15 protein-coding genes are annotated in these 14,909 nt (G+C 59.7%); 6 read left to right on the top strand and 9 right to left on the bottom strand.

All coding sequences use genetic code 11. The annotated features are described in order from the left end of the window. Positions 1-109: 109 nt before the first annotated feature. The 3 genes from AAEZ06_RS25655 to AAEZ06_RS25645 form a co-directional block, all read right to left on the bottom strand. Positions 110-1,006, bottom strand: coding sequence for a LysR family transcriptional regulator (locus AAEZ06_RS25655; protein WP_149413267.1), 897 nt, complete (start codon positions 1,004-1,006; stop codon positions 110-112). Positions 1,007-1,046: 40 nt separating this feature from the next. Beyond that, positions 1,047-1,637, bottom strand: coding sequence for an NADPH:quinone oxidoreductase MdaB (gene mdaB / locus AAEZ06_RS25650; RefSeq protein WP_149413268.1), 591 nt, complete (start codon positions 1,635-1,637; stop codon positions 1,047-1,049). 209 nt (positions 1,638-1,846) lie between these two features. Continuing rightward, a complete protein-coding gene (locus AAEZ06_RS25645) occupies positions 1,847-2,611 on the bottom strand; it encodes a sulfite exporter TauE/SafE family protein (protein ID WP_149413269.1) in 765 nt (254 codons plus the stop codon). Positions 2,612-2,706: 95 nt separating this feature from the next. Between AAEZ06_RS25645 and AAEZ06_RS25640 the strand changes: the two genes are divergently transcribed. After that, positions 2,707-3,606: a LysR family transcriptional regulator gene (locus tag AAEZ06_RS25640; RefSeq protein WP_149413270.1), complete on the top strand. Its 900-nt coding sequence runs from the start codon at positions 2,707-2,709 to the stop codon at positions 3,604-3,606. Here the strand turns inward: AAEZ06_RS25640 and AAEZ06_RS25635 are convergent. Next, positions 3,552-4,952 carry an amino acid permease gene (locus AAEZ06_RS25635; RefSeq protein WP_178114491.1) on the bottom strand — a complete coding sequence of 467 codons (1,401 nt, stop codon included), beginning with the start codon at positions 4,950-4,952 and terminating at the stop codon, positions 3,552-3,554. The genes AAEZ06_RS25640 and AAEZ06_RS25635 overlap by 55 nt on opposite strands. A 180-nt stretch (positions 4,953-5,132) precedes the next feature. After that, positions 5,133-6,383 carry a kynureninase gene (gene kynU, locus AAEZ06_RS25630; protein ID WP_350616858.1) on the bottom strand — a complete coding sequence of 417 codons (1,251 nt, stop codon included), beginning with the start codon at positions 6,381-6,383 and terminating at the stop codon, positions 5,133-5,135. A 154-nt stretch (positions 6,384-6,537) separates the two neighbouring features. Between kynU and AAEZ06_RS25625 the strand changes: the two genes are divergently transcribed. Beyond that, a complete protein-coding gene (locus AAEZ06_RS25625; protein WP_003212305.1) occupies positions 6,538-7,011 on the top strand; it encodes an Lrp/AsnC family transcriptional regulator in 474 nt (157 codons plus the stop codon). Between the two features lie 121 nt (positions 7,012-7,132). Here AAEZ06_RS25625 and catA read toward each other — a convergent pair whose 3' ends face one another. From catA to AAEZ06_RS25610, 3 genes are read right to left on the bottom strand one after another with little or no spacing between them, the layout of a single operon-like run. Beyond that, positions 7,133-8,062, bottom strand: coding sequence for a catechol 1,2-dioxygenase (gene catA / locus AAEZ06_RS25620; RefSeq protein ID WP_149413273.1), 930 nt, complete (start codon positions 8,060-8,062; stop codon positions 7,133-7,135). A gap of 42 nt (positions 8,063-8,104) precedes the next feature. Then, a complete protein-coding gene (gene catC / locus AAEZ06_RS25615; protein ID WP_133103641.1) occupies positions 8,105-8,395 on the bottom strand; it encodes a muconolactone Delta-isomerase in 291 nt (96 codons plus the stop codon). Between the two features lie 12 nt (positions 8,396-8,407). Then, positions 8,408-9,535 carry a muconate cycloisomerase family protein gene (locus tag AAEZ06_RS25610; protein ID WP_149413274.1) on the bottom strand — a complete coding sequence of 376 codons (1,128 nt, stop codon included), beginning with the start codon at positions 9,533-9,535 and terminating at the stop codon, positions 8,408-8,410. Positions 9,536-9,649: 114 nt separating this feature from the next. Here AAEZ06_RS25610 and AAEZ06_RS25605 point away from each other — a divergent pair, with 114 nt between their 5' ends. Further along, positions 9,650-10,525 (top strand): LysR family transcriptional regulator, encoded by an 876-nt coding sequence (locus AAEZ06_RS25605; RefSeq protein WP_149413275.1) that lies wholly within the window; start codon positions 9,650-9,652, stop codon positions 10,523-10,525. Here the strand turns inward: AAEZ06_RS25605 and AAEZ06_RS25600 are convergent. After that, entirely contained in the window at positions 10,522-11,520 is a 999-nt protein-coding gene (locus tag AAEZ06_RS25600) for an AraC family transcriptional regulator (protein ID WP_350616854.1), read from the bottom strand. The genes AAEZ06_RS25605 and AAEZ06_RS25600 overlap by 4 nt on opposite strands. Before the next feature lie 323 nt (positions 11,521-11,843). Here AAEZ06_RS25600 and antA point away from each other — a divergent pair, with 323 nt between their 5' ends. From antA to antC, 3 genes are all read left to right on the top strand, one after another. Next, positions 11,844-13,232: an anthranilate 1,2-dioxygenase large subunit gene (gene antA, locus AAEZ06_RS25595; RefSeq protein ID WP_350616852.1), complete on the top strand. Its 1,389-nt coding sequence runs from the start codon at positions 11,844-11,846 to the stop codon at positions 13,230-13,232. Positions 13,233-13,234: 2 nt separating this feature from the next. Then, on the top strand, positions 13,235-13,726 hold the full coding sequence (gene antB, locus AAEZ06_RS25590) for an anthranilate 1,2-dioxygenase small subunit (protein WP_149413278.1): 492 nt from the start codon (positions 13,235-13,237) through the stop codon (positions 13,724-13,726). A 137-nt stretch (positions 13,727-13,863) separates the two neighbouring features. Then, complete coding sequence (antC, locus tag AAEZ06_RS25585) at positions 13,864-14,871, top strand: anthranilate 1,2-dioxygenase electron transfer component AntC (RefSeq protein WP_149415022.1); 1,008 nt, start codon at positions 13,864-13,866, stop codon at positions 14,869-14,871. Positions 14,872-14,909: the final 38 nt, after the last annotated feature.

Raw genomic sequence — 14,909 nt, 5'->3', positions numbered from 1 at the left:
CTCCTGCATGGCTTTGTGAAAGGAGCTAAGTGTTGGATCGAGTATCAAGGACTTATCCATGCCGAATAAGTCTGTATTGCCCAATTCAATCTTGCGCAGGAGTCACGAATCAGTCGGCGTAGCTGGCCAACTTGCCCTGGATAAAGTCCAGGAAACACTGAATGCGCAAGGCCAACTGCGAGTTGCGGTAGTACACCGCGTTGATCGGCTGGCGATAACCGCTGTTGAACTCCGCTAGGATCGGCTGAAGGCGCCCGGCATTGATGTCATCGTTAGTCATGAAGTGCGACAGGCAAACGATGCCCTGCCCTTCCAACGTCAAGTGGCGCAGGGTTTCACCGCTGGAGGCAGAAATACTCGGCTGGATCTGCCAGCGATCACCGTGCACATGGCGCAGCGGCCAGTGGTTGAGGGTTTCGGTCTGGGTGAAGCCCAGCAGTGTGTGATCGGCCAACTCGGCAACCGTGGTCGGTGTGCCGTACTTTTCCAGATACGCGGGGCTGGCGAGGATATGCAGCGGGCTGCAGCCCAGTGAGCGGGCGTGCAACGTCGAGTCAGCCAGGGTGCCAATGCGGATGGCGATGTCGGTGCTCTGTTCCAGCAGGTCGATGATCAGGTCGTTGCTGTTGAGTTCCAGCTGGATGTCCGGGTACAGGCCGCGAAACTCGGCGATGTAGGGCACGATCGCATGCAGCATAAACGGCGAGGCGGCGTTAATTCGCAGCCTCCCGGACGGGGTTTGCTGGCGCGAGGACAGGCGCTCTTCCAGGTCATCCATTTGTTCCAGGATCAGCTTGGCCCGCTCGAAGAAGTACTTGCCCTCTTCGGTCAGGCCCATGCGCCGCGTGGTGCGGTTGATCAGCGTGGTGTCGAGCTTGGCTTCCAGCCGCGACAAGGTGCGGCTGACCGCCGAGGGCGTCTGCCCAACCTGTTCGGCGGCGGCGGAAATCGACCCGCATTCAATCACGCAGACGAAGATCTGTAGCTCATCGGATCGGGCTTTCAACGTGAATCCTCTTTAAGCGGCTGCCTGGATACTAGCCGCATTACCGAGCCAGGTTAAACACCTCAGTCAGATGCTGCTCATAACGCGCCACGTCAGCCTCGATGGCCGGGCGTTTCATCACGTCGACGCAGAGGAAAGTCGGCAAGCTGGTCATGCCAAGAAACTCGTTGGCCTTGTGGAACGGGAAGTACACGGCGTCCACGCCCTTGGCTTCGAAGAAATCGCTGGGGTCGTCGAAGGCTTGCTGCGGTGCGTTCCAGGTCAGCGACAGCATGTATTGCTTGCCCTGCAACAGGCCACCGCTGCCGTATTTTTGCGAAGCATCGGAGCGGGTGCGGCCATCGCTGGCGTACAGGCTACCGTGGCCTTCGGTGAACACTTCATCGATGTACTTCTTGACGATCCACGGCGCGCCCATCCACCAGCCTGGCATCTGGTAGATGATCACATCGGCCCAGAGGAACTTGGCCACTTCTTCGGCCAGGTCGTAGCCGGCGTCGATGTGGGTGACTTTGACGTCCATGCCGCCACGGTCCAGTACGGCCAGGGCAGCGTCATGCAGGGTGTTGTTGTAGCGGCCGTCGGAGTGGGCAAATTTTTTACCGCCGTTGAGCAACAGGACTTTTTTCACGGGGAGCCTCGAAAGATTAAAAATATCTGGAGGCAGGGTATCGACAATAACCCTTGGGAATAAGCGTTGGCGGGGCAAAACACATTTGACTGATCCGCACGAATCGACAGGGGATTATTGCCTTAAAATTTCCAAACACCTTTAAGGATTCACCCAGATGATCGAGCAAGTAGGCTTTAGCGTCATCGACATGCTCAGCGCCTCGTCCGCTAGCCGCTGATCAGCAGGTGGCTGCCCAGCGCCGCCATGCCGATAAAGAACACCCGTTTGAACAGCACGGCACTGATGCGTTGGCGCACGGCCTGGCCCAGCCACATGCCCAGCAGCGCTGGCACCAGCGCCAGCAGCGAGGCATTGATTTCGCCGCCGCCGAGGCTGCCACGCCAGAACAACCCCGCCGCCAGCGCCAGGGTGGACACGGTGAACGACAGGCCCAGCGCCTGGACCAACTGATCACGGTTCAAGCCCAAGGCTTGCAGATAGGGCACCGCCGGGATCACGAAGACGCCGGTGGCCGAGGTGATTATGCCGGTCAGCACGCCGCACAGCGGACCGAGCCAACGCTCCGTCGCCGTGCTCACCTTGAAGTTGGGCAAGAACAGACCGCTCAAGGCGTATACCAGCAACGCCCCGCCCAACGCTCGCACCACCCACGCCTCGCCATCCATACCCAACCACAAACTGCCAAGCCCCGTGCCGAGAAAAATCAGCAGCAACATCGGCCATAGCCGTTTGATCAGGGCACTCAAATTCCCGCCAAACGCCAGTTGCCAGAGGTTGGTGACAATAGAGGGAATAATCAGCAACGCCGCAGCCTGCGCCGGAAACATAGCCAAGCCGAGCATACCCATGGCGACGGTGGGCAAGCCCAGGCCAATAACGCCCTTGACGGTGCCCGCCAGCAGGAAAGTACCGATAACCAGCAACGTCAGGGCTGGACCGAGGTTTTGGTAGAACGCCAGGAATGTATTCATCGGCTGATTTTGAAGGGTTGGGTCGAGGCTGGAAATTCACCATATACTGAGCCAGCCTCTTGCCTGGATAGAGGCTATGGATAAAGGATTTGGCCATGCATTTTGACCTGATCGACCTTCGCCTCTACCTGCACATTCTCGACACCGGCAATATCACCGCCGGCGCCAGCCGCAGCCATTTGTCCCTCGCGGCGGCCAGTGCGCGGGTTCGGGCGATGGAAGCGTCGTTGGGCATCGAGTTCCTTCAGCGTGGCCGCCGCGGTGTGACGCCGACAGCGGCGGGCAAGGCGTTGGCCCAGCATGCCCGGCTGTTGTTGCAGCAAGCCGAACGCATGCAGCAGGACCTCGCGGAATACGCCAACGGCGTCAAAGGCCAGGTGCGCCTGCTGTGCAACACCACGGCGATCAGCGAATACCTGCCGGAACTGCTGGCGGATTTTTTACGCGAGCATCCCAACCTCGATATCGACCTGCAGGAACTGCCCAGCCTGCGCATCACCCACGTCTTGCGCCAGGGCGCGGCGGACCTAGGGATTATTTCCGATGCCGTCGACACCCACGGCTTGCAGACCCTGCCCTTTCGCGATGATCCGCTGGTGTTGATCCTACCTCTGGACCATCCGCTGGCTGAAGGGCCGCCGGTGAGTTTTGTCGACAGCCTGCAGCATGACTATGTGGCGCTGGCCGCCGACAGTGCCCTGGCGGTTTATCTGGAAGAGCAGGCCTTGCACGCAGGCTTTCGCTTGCAAACACGCATTCGCGCCGAAGGTTTTGACGGGGTGATGCGCATGGTCGCCCGAGGTGCCGGCCTGGGCATCGTGCCGCTGGCGGCGCTGGAGCGTTGGCCCCAGGAGCACCGCTTCAAGGCCCAGCCTCTGGAGGAGGAATGGGCCTGTCGCAAGTTGCTGTTATGCGCGCGGGTGTTCGATCAGTTGCCAGGTTACGCCAAGGCCTTGCTCGACGCCTTGTCGCGCCCCTTGCGGAAGAACCCGTAATACACCGCCGACAGAATCAGCAGGAACGGCACACCGAACACCAAGGTCATTTTGAACGCCTCGGTGAAGTAGGTGGTGATCATCACCGCCCCCATCAACACCAATCCCAGCAGGGTGCTGTAGGGAAACAAACGCAGTTGAAACGACAACTTCGCCCCGCCGTGGCGCTTGCGGTAGCGGCGGAAAAACAGGTGCGTGAGGAAGATCATGAACCAGGTGAAGATCGCCCCAAACATCGAGATCGCCATCATCAGGGTGAACGCACTTTGCGGGTACACCACGTTAAGCAGTGTGGCCAGGGCGATGCCGGAACTGGACAGCAGCAAGGCATTGAGCGGGATGCCGCTCTTGCTCAAGGCGCCCATGGATTTGGGTGCAAAGCCGGCGCGGGACAGGCTGAACATCATGCGCGTGGTGATGTAGAGCTGGCTGTTCATCGCCGACAGCGCGGCGATCAGAATCACGAAGTTCATCACCCCGGTGGCGCCGGGAATGCCGATGGTCTGCATCACCGTGACGAACGGGCTTTGAGCATGGCTAGCCTGGTTCCACGGCACGATGGCCAGCATCAGCGCCAGGGTCAGCAGGTAGAACACCACCAGGCGCACGATGGTGGCGCGAAAGGCCTTCTTCACCGCCTGCTCCGGGTCTGCCGCTTCGCCCGCCGCCACGGCGATCATTTCGACGCTCAGGTAGCTGAAAATCGACACGATCACCGCGATCCACATGCCGCTCAGGCCGTTGGGGAAAAAACCACCGTGGGCGCTGTAATTCTGCACGCCGTAATCCGGGTTGCCGGAGCCGAACACCACATACACCGCAAGAATGATGAAGCCGACGATGGCGCTGATCTTGATGGTGGAAAACCAGTACTCGAAGGTGCCGAAAGCCTTGACGCTGATGGCGTTGAGAACGATCAGCACGCTGGAGAACGAGATGATCCACACCCATTCCGGTACGTTGGCGAACCAGTACTTCATGTACATCGCCACCGCCGTGACCTCAGCGCCCACCGCCAGCACAATCGCCGCCCAGTAGGCGTAGCGCACCAGAAAACCAGCCAGGGGGCTGATGTAAAACTCGGCATAGGCGCCGAAAGAGCCGGAGGTGGAATGGGCCACCGTCATTTCCGCCAGGCACCCCATCAACAGCAAGGTGATCAGCGCACCGATGGCATAGCTGAGCAGCACGCTGGGCCCGGCATAGCCGATGGCGTAGGCGCTGCCCATGAACAGCCCAGTGCCGATGGCGCCACCGATGGCGATCATGCTCATCTGGCCGCAGGTGAGCTGGCGCCGCAGGCCCAGTTCGCGGTTGGTTATTTCAGCAAAGCCTTTGTCTGGCATGGTCACGTGGCGTGCCCCTTTATTATTGTGATTGCACTGTTTGTTGCTTGCCCTTCGTAGCAGCTGTCGAGCCCGGGCGAGGCTGCGATGCAGGCGCCTCGGTCTGTCAGTTGCACCGAGGTGATCCCTTCGCAGCCTCGCCCTGGCTCGACAGCTCCTACGTTGATCGATAGCTGCCGCTTAAGTGACGCTATGGCGAACCTGGAATTGCGGCTGGTCCCAAGTCTTCTGGTCGAGAATCTCGCCGAGAATTTCCACCGCATCCCAGACTTCGGTGAAGCTGGTATACAGCGGCGTAAAACCAAAGCGCATGATCTGCGGCTCGCGATAATCACCAATCACGCCTCGGGCGATCAAGGCCTGGACGATTGCATAACCTTGCGGGTGTTCGAAGCTGACATGACTGCCGCGCTTGGCATGCTCACGCGGAGTAATCAGGTTCAGTTCGTGGGCCGCGCAGCGGGCTTCTACCTGCTCGATAAACAGATCGGTCAGCGCCAGGGATTTTCGGCGCAGGCTGGCCATATCGGTCTGGGCGAAAATCTCCAGGCCACACTCCACCATCGCCAGCGAGGTAATCGGTTGAGTGCCACACAGGTAGCGGGCGATGCCGTTGCTCGGGGCATAACGCGATTCCATGGCGAACTGCCGGGTATGCCCGAACCACCCCGACAGCGGCTGCGTCACCACATCCACCAGCGCCGGATTGACCCACACGAACGCCTGGGAGCCAGGCCCGCCATTGAGGTATTTGTAGGTGCAGCCGATCGCATAATCCGCGCAGGCCTGATGCAGGTCGATCGGTACTGCGCCCGCCGAGTGCGCCAGGTCCCAGATCGCCAGGGCACCACACTCATGGCTCAGCGCAGTCAGCGCTTGCATGTCGTGCATGTAGCCGGTCTTGTAGTTGACATGGGTGAGCATCACCACCGCAGTGTCCTGGTCGATGGCTTGCGGCAGTTCGTCGGGGCTGTTCACCAGACGCAGGGAGTAGCCCTGTTGCAGCAGCTCGGCCAGGCCTTCGGCGATGTACAGGTCGGTGGGAAAGTTGCTGGTTTCGCTGATGATGACCTTGCGGTGCGACGCGCGCTCACGCTGCACGCTCAACGCCGCGCTGAGCACCTTGAACAGGTTGATGGACGTGGTGTCGGTAATCACCACTTCGCCGTCGCGGGCGCCGATCAGCGGGGCCAGGCGATTGCCCAGGCGCTCCGGCAAATCGCGCCAGCCGGCGCTGTTCCAGCTGCGAATCAAACCATTGCCCCATTCCTCGGCAATCACCGCTTGCGCCCGTTCCAATGCCGCCACCGGGCGCGCACCGAGGGAATTGCCGTCGAGGTAGATCACACCCTCCGGCAACGCAAATTGCTTGCGCAAAGGCGCCAGCGGATCTTGGGCGTCGAGGGCCAGGCAATGGTTTCTTGTAGTCATGGTCAATCCTGTTGTTATCGATGACGTGTCCTGCACGCTGAAGCAAATAATGAACGAAGTTTTAGAGAATTTTCGTGCAAAGTGGTGGGCAACAGGCTAATTAAGCTGTAGGAAATTCGAATTTAACTCCAAAACACGCGGATTTATTCCAATCATGATTCTCGACGCTACCGACCTGCGCCTCCTGCATTTTCTGCAACAGGATGGCCGTATCAGCAACCAGGAACTGGCGGAGAAAGTCGCCCTGTCGCCGTCCGCCTGCCTGCGCCGTTTGCGCCTGCTGGAAAGCGAGGGAATCATCAGCGGTTATCGTGCGGTGTTGAATGCCGAGCAGTTGGGGATCGAGCTGGAAGCCATCGTCCACCTGTCATTGCGCCAGGATGTGGAGGATTGGCACGAGACGTTTATCAAGAAGGTTCAGGGCTGGCCGGAAGTGGCCAGCGCCTATGTGATCACCGGCGCCAGCAACTATGTGCTGCGGGTGCAGGCGCGCAATCTGAAGCACTTTTCGGACTTCATTGTTAATCACCTGAATCGCACGGCGGGGGTAATGGATATACGCTCGGAGATTGTCTTGCAGAAGATCAAGGATCGGGATGACTTGTTGGACTTGGTAGTGCGCAAATAGCCCCTGCCGACAACGTGCCCTCTGTAGGAGCGAGTTTGCTCGCGAAAAAGGTACATCCACCGCAGCAATGCGCCTGAAATACCTTCGCGAGCAAGCTCGCGCCTACAAAGGGTGTGGGGGTTTAGTCTTCCAGCGCTCGAACCCGCTGCATGCGTTTCTGCTCGACAGGCGCCGCTGCCGGCTGCAACTCAAAGTCAAAATCAATCTGCGCAAACCGACCTTCTACCCCAAACTCCCGCGCCAGCCCCTGGTCATCGCTGAAGCTAATCTCGGCAATCAACTCATCGCGCGTCGCGTAGGCAAAATCATCATGCAGGTACGGATCATCCGACAGGTTGATCTGCGTGGTCAGGTGCCGATAACCCGGCGCCGAAATGAAGAAGTGAATATGCGCCGGCCGCTGGCCATGGCGCCCCAACTGGTCCAGCAACTGCTGCGTAGGACCGCTCGGCGGGCAGCCGTAACCTGACGGCACGATGCTGCGAAAGCGGTAGTTGCCCTGGGCATCGGTCTCGATGCGGCGACGCAAATTGAACTCCGTTTGAGTGCCGTCGAACCACGAATAGGTGCCGCCCGTATTGGCCTGCCACACATCGACAATCGCCCCCGCCAATGGCTTGCCATCAGTGTCACGGACCTGGCCCTGCATGAACAGCGGCACGCCTGGGTCCAGTCCGTCATCCAGTCGCGCCTCAAACTTGGACAGCGGCGCACCAGCAACATACAGCGGGCCTTCGATGGTGCGTGGTGTACCGCCGGACTTGCCGGCTTCTTCGTCTGCTGCATCCATCAACAGGTCTAGGTAATGCTCCAGCCCAAGGCCGGCGGCGAGCAGTCCGGCTTCCTGGTTCTTGCCCAGTTCGTTGAGGTAGTTGACCGCCGTCCAAAACTCTTCTGGGGTCACTTCCAGGTCTTCGATGATGTTTACCGTGTCGCGCAGGATTCGGTAAATCAGCGCCTTGGTCCGTGGGTTGCCGCCGTCATGGTGGTGGCCGCTGGCTTCTTCGAGAAACTGTTGGGCGTGGGCAGTTTGGGAAAGTCGGATGGACATGGTGCAATCCTCATCTTGTAATTATTAGTTGGAAAAACAGACTCAGCGATCATCCTCATGGATCGACGACGGATGCCGGCACAGGGCATTCACCTCAATGGCCATGTAGGGATAAAGCGGCAGTTGCATCAACAGGTCGTGCAGTTCTTGCACACTGTCGACATCGAACACGCTGTAGTTGGCGTACAGCCCGGCGATGCGCCACAGGTGGCGCCACTTGCCCGCTTGTTGCAGTCGCTGGGCCAGGGCTTTTTCCTCGGCCTTGAGGGCGGTGGCACGCTCGGGGTTCATGTCGACGGGCAGGTTCACGGTCATTTTTACGTGGAACAACATGGCAGGTTCCTCTTAGTGTTTGTCGCGACGGAAGAACGCCAAGCGCTCCTCATCGATGGCCAGGCCCAGGCCCGGCGCGGTCGAGACATGCAGGTGGAAATCGCGGTACACCAGCGGCTCGCTGAGGATGTCTTCGGTGAGCAGCAGCGGTCCGAACAGCTCGGTGTCCCACGCCAGCTTGTTCAGCGTGAGGAAGGCATGGGCCGAGGCCAGCGTGCCGATGCCACCTTCGAGCATGGTGCCGCCGTACAGGCCGATGCCTGCCGCCTCGGCAATTGCCGCCGTGCGCAACACCGCACGCGGGCCGCCGTTTTTGGCGATCTTCAGGGCGAACACCGAAGCCGCACCTTCGCGGGCCAGGTTGAAGGCGTCCTCGACACATTCGATAGATTCGTCGGCCATGATCGGCGCCGGGCTCGACAGGTTGAGACGAGCCATGCCACTGCGGTTATGGCGCGAGATCGGCTGCTCGATCAGGTCGATGCCGTTGTCCCCCAGCACCTTGCAGGCGCGCAGGGCCACGGCTTCATCCCAGGCCTGGTTGACATCGACCCTGACGCTTGCGCGGTCACCCAGGGCTTTTTTGATGGCGATGACGTGGGCCAGGTCGTGACCGACTTCGCCCGCTCCGATCTTCAATTTGAAAATACGGTGGCGGCGCAGATCGAGCATTTTCTCGGCTTCGGCAATATCCTTTTCGGTGTTGCCGCTGGCCAGGGTCCAGGCTACCGGTAGGGCATCGCGCACCCGGCCACCGAGCAGTTCGCTGACGGGCAAGTTCAGGCGTTTGCCCAGCGCATCGAGCAAGGCGCTTTCAATGCCCGACTTGGCAAAGGTATTGCCGCGAATGCTGCGCTCCAGTCGCAACATGGCCGCGTTGATGTTGCTGGCGTCCTGGCCGATCAACAGCGGTGCGAAGTGTTTGTCGATGTTGGTCTTGATGCTGTCGGGGCTTTCATTGCCGTAGCTCAAGCCACCGATGGTGGTGGCCTCGCCGATGCCTTCGATGCCGTCGGCGCAGCGCACGCGGATGATCACCAGGGTCTGGTTCTGCATCGTGTGCATCGCCAGTTTGTGCGGGCGGATGGTGGGGAGGTCGACGATGATGGTCTCGATCGACTCGATGGTACAAATCGGCATGGTAATACCCATTGGGTTCTTTATAGATTTGACCCGATTCTGTCCCGCATCTTTAATGGCTTCCAATATAGAATTAGTCTCGAACAATACCCTTAAGGTATGAAAGGAGTCCCAATGGAGCTTCGCCATTTACGTTACTTCCAGGTGCTGGGAGAAACCCTGAACTTCACCCGCGCAGCCGAACGCCTGCACATCGCCCAGCCGCCGTTGAGCCGGCAGATCCAGCAACTGGAAGAAGAGTTGGGTGTGGTGTTGCTGGAACGCGGTCGACCCCTGCGGCTGACCGAAGCCGGACGGTTTTTCTATGAACACGCCAATGTGTTGCTGGAACAACTGGGCAAGGTCTGCGACAACACCCGCCGTATTGGCCTTGGCGAAAAGACCTGGCTGGGCATCGGTTTTGCGCCGTCGACGCTGTATGGCGTGCTGCCTGATTTGATTCGTCGCCTGCGTAGCCACGATGAGCTGGAGCTGGAGTTGGGATTGTCGGAGATGACCACCCTGCAACAAGTCGAAGCCCTCAAGGCCGGGCGGATTGATGTGGGGTTCGGGCGGATTCGCATCGATGATCCGGCAATTGTGCAGCGGGTGTTGGTGGAAGATCGGTTGGTGGCCGTACTGCCAGCCGGCCACCCGCTGCTGGGCGCCCCGGCGACCCTTGCGCAATTGGCCGCGGAGCCGTTCGTGCTCTACCCCGGCAACCCGCGCCCCAGTTACGCCGACCATGTGCTCGCGCTGTTCGATGCCCATGGCTTGAGCCTCACGGTGGCGCAGTGGACCAATGAATTGCAGACCGCCATCGGCCTGGTGGGTGCCGGTATGGGCGTGACGCTGGTGCCGGCTTCGGTGCAAATGCTGCACCGTGCGGATATCGGCTACACCTCGATTGTGGAGGCCAACGCCACCTCGCCGATCATTCTCAGCCGGCGGGTCAATGACCAGTCGCCGGGGCTCAGTCATTGCCTGCAACTGGTGGAAGAGTTGATCTAGCCACGCATGCGCCGGGCGTCGTTGCGTTGCAGGGTTTGGCTGGGAGACTCATCGAACAGTTTGCGGTACTCGGCAGAGAATCGCCCCAAGTGGGTAAAGCCCCAGCCCAGGGCGATTTCAGAAATGGTTCGGGTTGAGCCGTGCTCAAGGATTTCCTGGCGCACGGCACCAAGGCGATACTTTTTCAGATAGGCCATGGGCGACAGGGCGAAGTACTTCCTGAACGCATCGAACAGTTTGAATCGCGACACTCCGGCGGCCGTTTCAAGGTCTTCCAGATGCACCGCCTCCCGGGCGTTGTCGTGGATGTACTGGCGGGCGCGAATTAAATAGTGCGGCAGCTTCACCCCCAGCACGTCCCGCAGCTCTTCGGAATAGTTGTTCGGCTGGGCGAGGATCAGGCCCTTGATCAGCGAGCTTTCCAAATCCCGCGTAAAGGCCGCCTGGTCATACAGTTCGCTGCTGCGTTCCAGCTCCGCGATGAAGTAACGCGCCATGCGCCACCAGGACGCCGAGGCGCCCTCCACCGCGTCCATCACCGACTCGAACTGCAAAGGCGCTTCAATCGGCCGTTGCAACAGGCCTTCCAGGGATTCGCTCATGGCCGCACGAGTGATCACTACTTGCAGCTTGCGGCAGTCGCCAGAGATCGCCAGCACCTGGTGCTCATTGGGCGAGATGATGACGCCTTGGTCGCGGTTGGAACTGAGCCGCTCGCCGTTCTTGCTCAGTTCCTGCTCGCCCACCAGAGGCAGACTGAGGCTGTAGCTGCTGAAGTGCTCGGCGTCTTCGATGTCGATGGTGACGTCGGTGCCGTATTCAATAATCCCCAGCGTCGTGGCGCGGGACTTGAACACATTGGCGCTGTGGTGGAAGCGGATGCGCTCCGGTGTCGCCGTCTCCAGCCGGTGCGGCCCGCAAATACCGGACATCCAGCTGCGGGCGCCTTCAAGGTCGAAGCGCTCGATACATATATCGCGTGTATTGCTAGTCATCACGGGCACCCACGGCGGTTGTGACCAGCGCGCTCTGACGGCGCGTCTTGGCTGAGCTCTCTAGTGGAAGAGAGCAAGTTCTGCGCCACGCCAGCGGCATTGCCACTGGGTGGATAGCAACCGTCGACTATGTGGATAACAAGCAGACTTTTCCGACAATTGCCCTGCAAGACAGTAGCGCATTACGCCACCGCCCTGCACCGCAGTGGGTATTTCTTGCCCAACTATCCGGCCCACCTTCCCCCATTAACCGGATAGCCCGCCGCCCCTTCGCAGCCTCTTAATGGCCTACCCGATTAGCCATTATCAAAAAGGTGCCTCCCATGAGTGGTGCAAGAAGCGTCGAACAGTGGAAAACGTTTATCGAAGACTGCCTGGATTTTCGCCCGGTGGACGAAGTGTTCCGCATTGCCCGGGCGATGTTCACCGAGCCGGAACTGTTCGAACTGGAGATGGAACTGATCTTCGAAAAAAACTGGATCTACGCCTGCCACGAAAGCGAATTGGCCAACCACCACGACTTCGTGACGATGCGCGCCGGGCGCCAGCCGATGATCATCACCCGTGACGGCGACGGCCAGCTCAATGCGCTGATCAACGCCTGCCAGCATCGCGGCACCACCCTGACTCGGGTCGGCAAGGGCAACCAGTCGACGTTCACCTGCCCCTTCCACGCCTGGTGCTACAAGAGCGATGGCCGGCTGGTGAAGGTCAAGGCCCCGGGGGAATACCCGGAAGGCTTCGACAAGGCCACCCGCGGGCTGAAAAAGGCGCGGATCGAGAGCTACAAGGGGTTCGTGTTTATCAGCCTGGATGTGAATGGCACCGACAGCCTGGAAGACTTTCTCGGCGACGCCAAAGTGTTCTTTGACATGATGGTCGCCCAGTCCGCCACCGGTGAACTGGAAGTGCTGCCCGGCAAGTCGGCCTACACCTACGATGGCAACTGGAAGCTGCAAAACGAAAACGGCCTGGACGGTTACCACGTCAGCACCGTGCACTATAACTACGTGGCCACGGTGCAGCATCGCCAGCAGGTCAACACGGAAAACGGAGCAGGTGTAGGTACCACGCTGGACTACAGCAAGCTCGGCGCCGGCGATGCCAATACCGATGATGGCTGGTTCGCTTTCAACAACGGCCACAGCCTGCTGTTCAGCGACATGCCCAACCCGACAGTGCGCTCCGGCTACGCCACCATCATGCCGCGTCTGGTGGAAGAACATGGCCAGGACAAGGCCGAGTGGATGATGCATCGCCTGCGCAACCTGAACATCTACCCGAGCCTGTTCTTCCTCGACCAAATCAGCTCGCAGCTGCGGATCATCCGCCCACTGGCCTGGAACAAGACCGAGATCATCAGCCAGTGCCTGGGCGTGAAGAACGAATCCGACGCCGACCGGGAAAACCGTATTCGCCAGTTTGAAGATTTCTTCAACGTGTCCGGCATGGGCACCCCGGACGACCTGGTGGAATTTCGCGAAGCCCAGCGCGGTTTCCAGGGCCGCCTGGAGCGCTGGAGCGATATCTCCCGTGGCAGCCATCGCTGGGAAAACGGGCCTACCCCCAACAGCGAAGCCATCGGCATCCAGCCAGCCATGACCGGCACCGAATTCACCCACGAAGGGCTGTACGTCAACCAGCACCGCAACTGGCAGAAGTTTTTGCTGGACGGTCTCGACCAGCAATCTCTGAAACTGCGTGAGGTGTGATGATGAATGCGCAACTGCAATACCAGATCGAGCAGTTCTTCTACCGCAAATCCGAGCTGTGCGACGCCCAGGACTGGGACGCCTATGTACAGTTGTTCGACCCGCAGAGTGAATTTCACCTGCCGCAATGGGACTCGGAGCACGTCTACACCCGCGACCCCAAGCGCGAGATGTCGCTGATCTATTACGCCAACCGCTCGGGCCTGGAAGACCGAGTGTTTCGCCTGCGCACCGGCAAGGCGGCGTCTGCCACACCGATGCCGCGCACCTTGCACTTGATCAACAACGTGCGCATTGCCCAGCAGGCAGAGGGCGTGCTGGAAGTGCGGTTGAACTGGCACACGTTGTTTTATCGGCTGGCCACCTCGGAGCAGTTCTATGGCAGCGCCACTTACAGCCTCAAGCCCCATGGTGACAGTTGGCTGATCACGCGCAAGCATGCGCTGCTGCTCAACGACACCATCAACTCGGTGCTCGATTTCTACCACCTCTAACCCTCAACTGTAGGAGCGAGCTTGCTCGCGAAAAACCCAAGGGCGCCGCATGCATTCAGGATGCCCGCGTCATCGTTAACGTTTTTCGCGAGCAAGCTCGCTCCTACAGGTATTACCCAATCCATGGAGAACGGTGGATGAATCACAAAGTGGCCTTCAGTTTTGCCGACGGCAAGACGTTGTTTTTTCCGGTGGGCGCCAATGAAATCCTGCTGGATGCGGCGTTGCGCAACGGCATCAAGATTCCGCTGGATTGTCGCGAAGGCGTCTGCGGCACCTGCCAGGGTCGCTGCGAGTCTGGCGATTACAGCCAGGACTATGTGGACGAGGAAGCCCTCTCCAGTCTCGACCTGCAACAGCGCAAGATGCTCAGTTGCCAGACTCGGGTTAAATCCGATGCGGCGTTCTATTTCGATTTTGATTCGAGCCTGTGCAACGCGCCGGGGCCGCTGCAGGTCCGCAGCACGGTCAGCAACGTGCAACAGGTCTCGGCCAGCACGGCGATCCTGTATCTGCAGCTAGACCAGGCATTGGATTTTCTTCCGGGCCAATATGCGCGGCTGTCGATTCCCGGCACGGACAGCCAGCGCTCCTATTCCTTCGCCAACCGCCCCGGCAATCAGTTGCAGTTTCTGATCCGCCTGTTGCCCGATGGTGTGATGAGCAATTACATCCGCGAACGCTGCCAGGTCGGCGATGAACTGCTGCTGGAAGCACCGCTGGGGGCGTTCTATCTAAGGCATGTCACCCAGCCACTGGTGCTGATGGCCGGTGGCACCGGGTTGTCGGCGCTGTTGGCCATGCTCGATGAGCTGGCCGAACGCGGTTGCGATCAACCGGTGCATTTGTATTACGGCGTGCGCGGTGCCGCCGATTTGTGCGAAGCCGAGCGCATCAACGCCTACGCCGAAAAAATCCCAGGTTTTCGCTATACCGAAGTGCTCAGCGACCCGCCGCCCGACTGGGCCGGAAAGCGCGGCTACCTCACCGAGCATTTCGATTTGGCACAATTGCGGGACAGTTCGGCGGATATATACGTCTGCGGTCCCCCACCGATGGTCGATTCCATCAAGCAATGGCTGTTGGATCAGGCACTTGATGGCGTTCAGCTGTATTACGAAAAGTTTACCGAGAGTAATATCTGACCCCTCAGCAGGTGTGAGGGGCTGGTTCAGCGTGCGAT

This window comes from Pseudomonas sp. HY7a-MNA-CIBAN-0227, from assembly GCF_040310325.1.
Lineage (GTDB): Bacteria > Pseudomonadota > Gammaproteobacteria > Pseudomonadales > Pseudomonadaceae > Aquipseudomonas.
Note: the sequence above shows the minus strand (reverse complement) of the source record. Positions and strands in the feature narration are given on the sequence as shown.

Excerpts from the sequence above, each read along its gene's own strand:
- AAEZ06_RS25645 (WP_149413269.1), bottom strand. The coding sequence starts at position 2,611 with ATGAATACATTCCTGGCGTTCTACCAAAACCTCGGTCCAGCCCTGACG.
- AAEZ06_RS25640 (WP_149413270.1), top strand. The coding sequence starts at position 2,707 with ATGCATTTTGACCTGATCGACCTTCGCCTCTACCTGCACATTCTCGAC.
- AAEZ06_RS25635 (WP_178114491.1), bottom strand. The coding sequence starts at position 4,952 with ATGCCAGACAAAGGCTTTGCTGAAATAACCAACCGCGAACTGGGCCTG.
- kynU (WP_350616858.1), bottom strand. The coding sequence starts at position 6,383 with ATGACTACAAGAAACCATTGCCTGGCCCTCGACGCCCAAGATCCGCTG.
- AAEZ06_RS25625 (WP_003212305.1), top strand. The coding sequence starts at position 6,538 with ATGATTCTCGACGCTACCGACCTGCGCCTCCTGCATTTTCTGCAACAG.
- catA (WP_149413273.1), bottom strand. The coding sequence starts at position 8,062 with ATGTCCATCCGACTTTCCCAAACTGCCCACGCCCAACAGTTTCTCGAA.
- catC (WP_133103641.1), bottom strand. The coding sequence starts at position 8,395 with ATGTTGTTCCACGTAAAAATGACCGTGAACCTGCCCGTCGACATGAAC.
- AAEZ06_RS25610 (WP_149413274.1), bottom strand. The coding sequence starts at position 9,535 with ATGCCGATTTGTACCATCGAGTCGATCGAGACCATCATCGTCGACCTC.
- AAEZ06_RS25605 (WP_149413275.1), top strand. The coding sequence starts at position 9,650 with ATGGAGCTTCGCCATTTACGTTACTTCCAGGTGCTGGGAGAAACCCTG.
- AAEZ06_RS25600 (WP_350616854.1), bottom strand. The coding sequence starts at position 11,520 with ATGACTAGCAATACACGCGATATATGTATCGAGCGCTTCGACCTTGAA.
- antA (WP_350616852.1), top strand. The coding sequence starts at position 11,844 with ATGAGTGGTGCAAGAAGCGTCGAACAGTGGAAAACGTTTATCGAAGAC.
- antB (WP_149413278.1), top strand. The coding sequence starts at position 13,235 with ATGAATGCGCAACTGCAATACCAGATCGAGCAGTTCTTCTACCGCAAA.
- antC (WP_149415022.1), top strand. The coding sequence starts at position 13,864 with ATGAATCACAAAGTGGCCTTCAGTTTTGCCGACGGCAAGACGTTGTTT.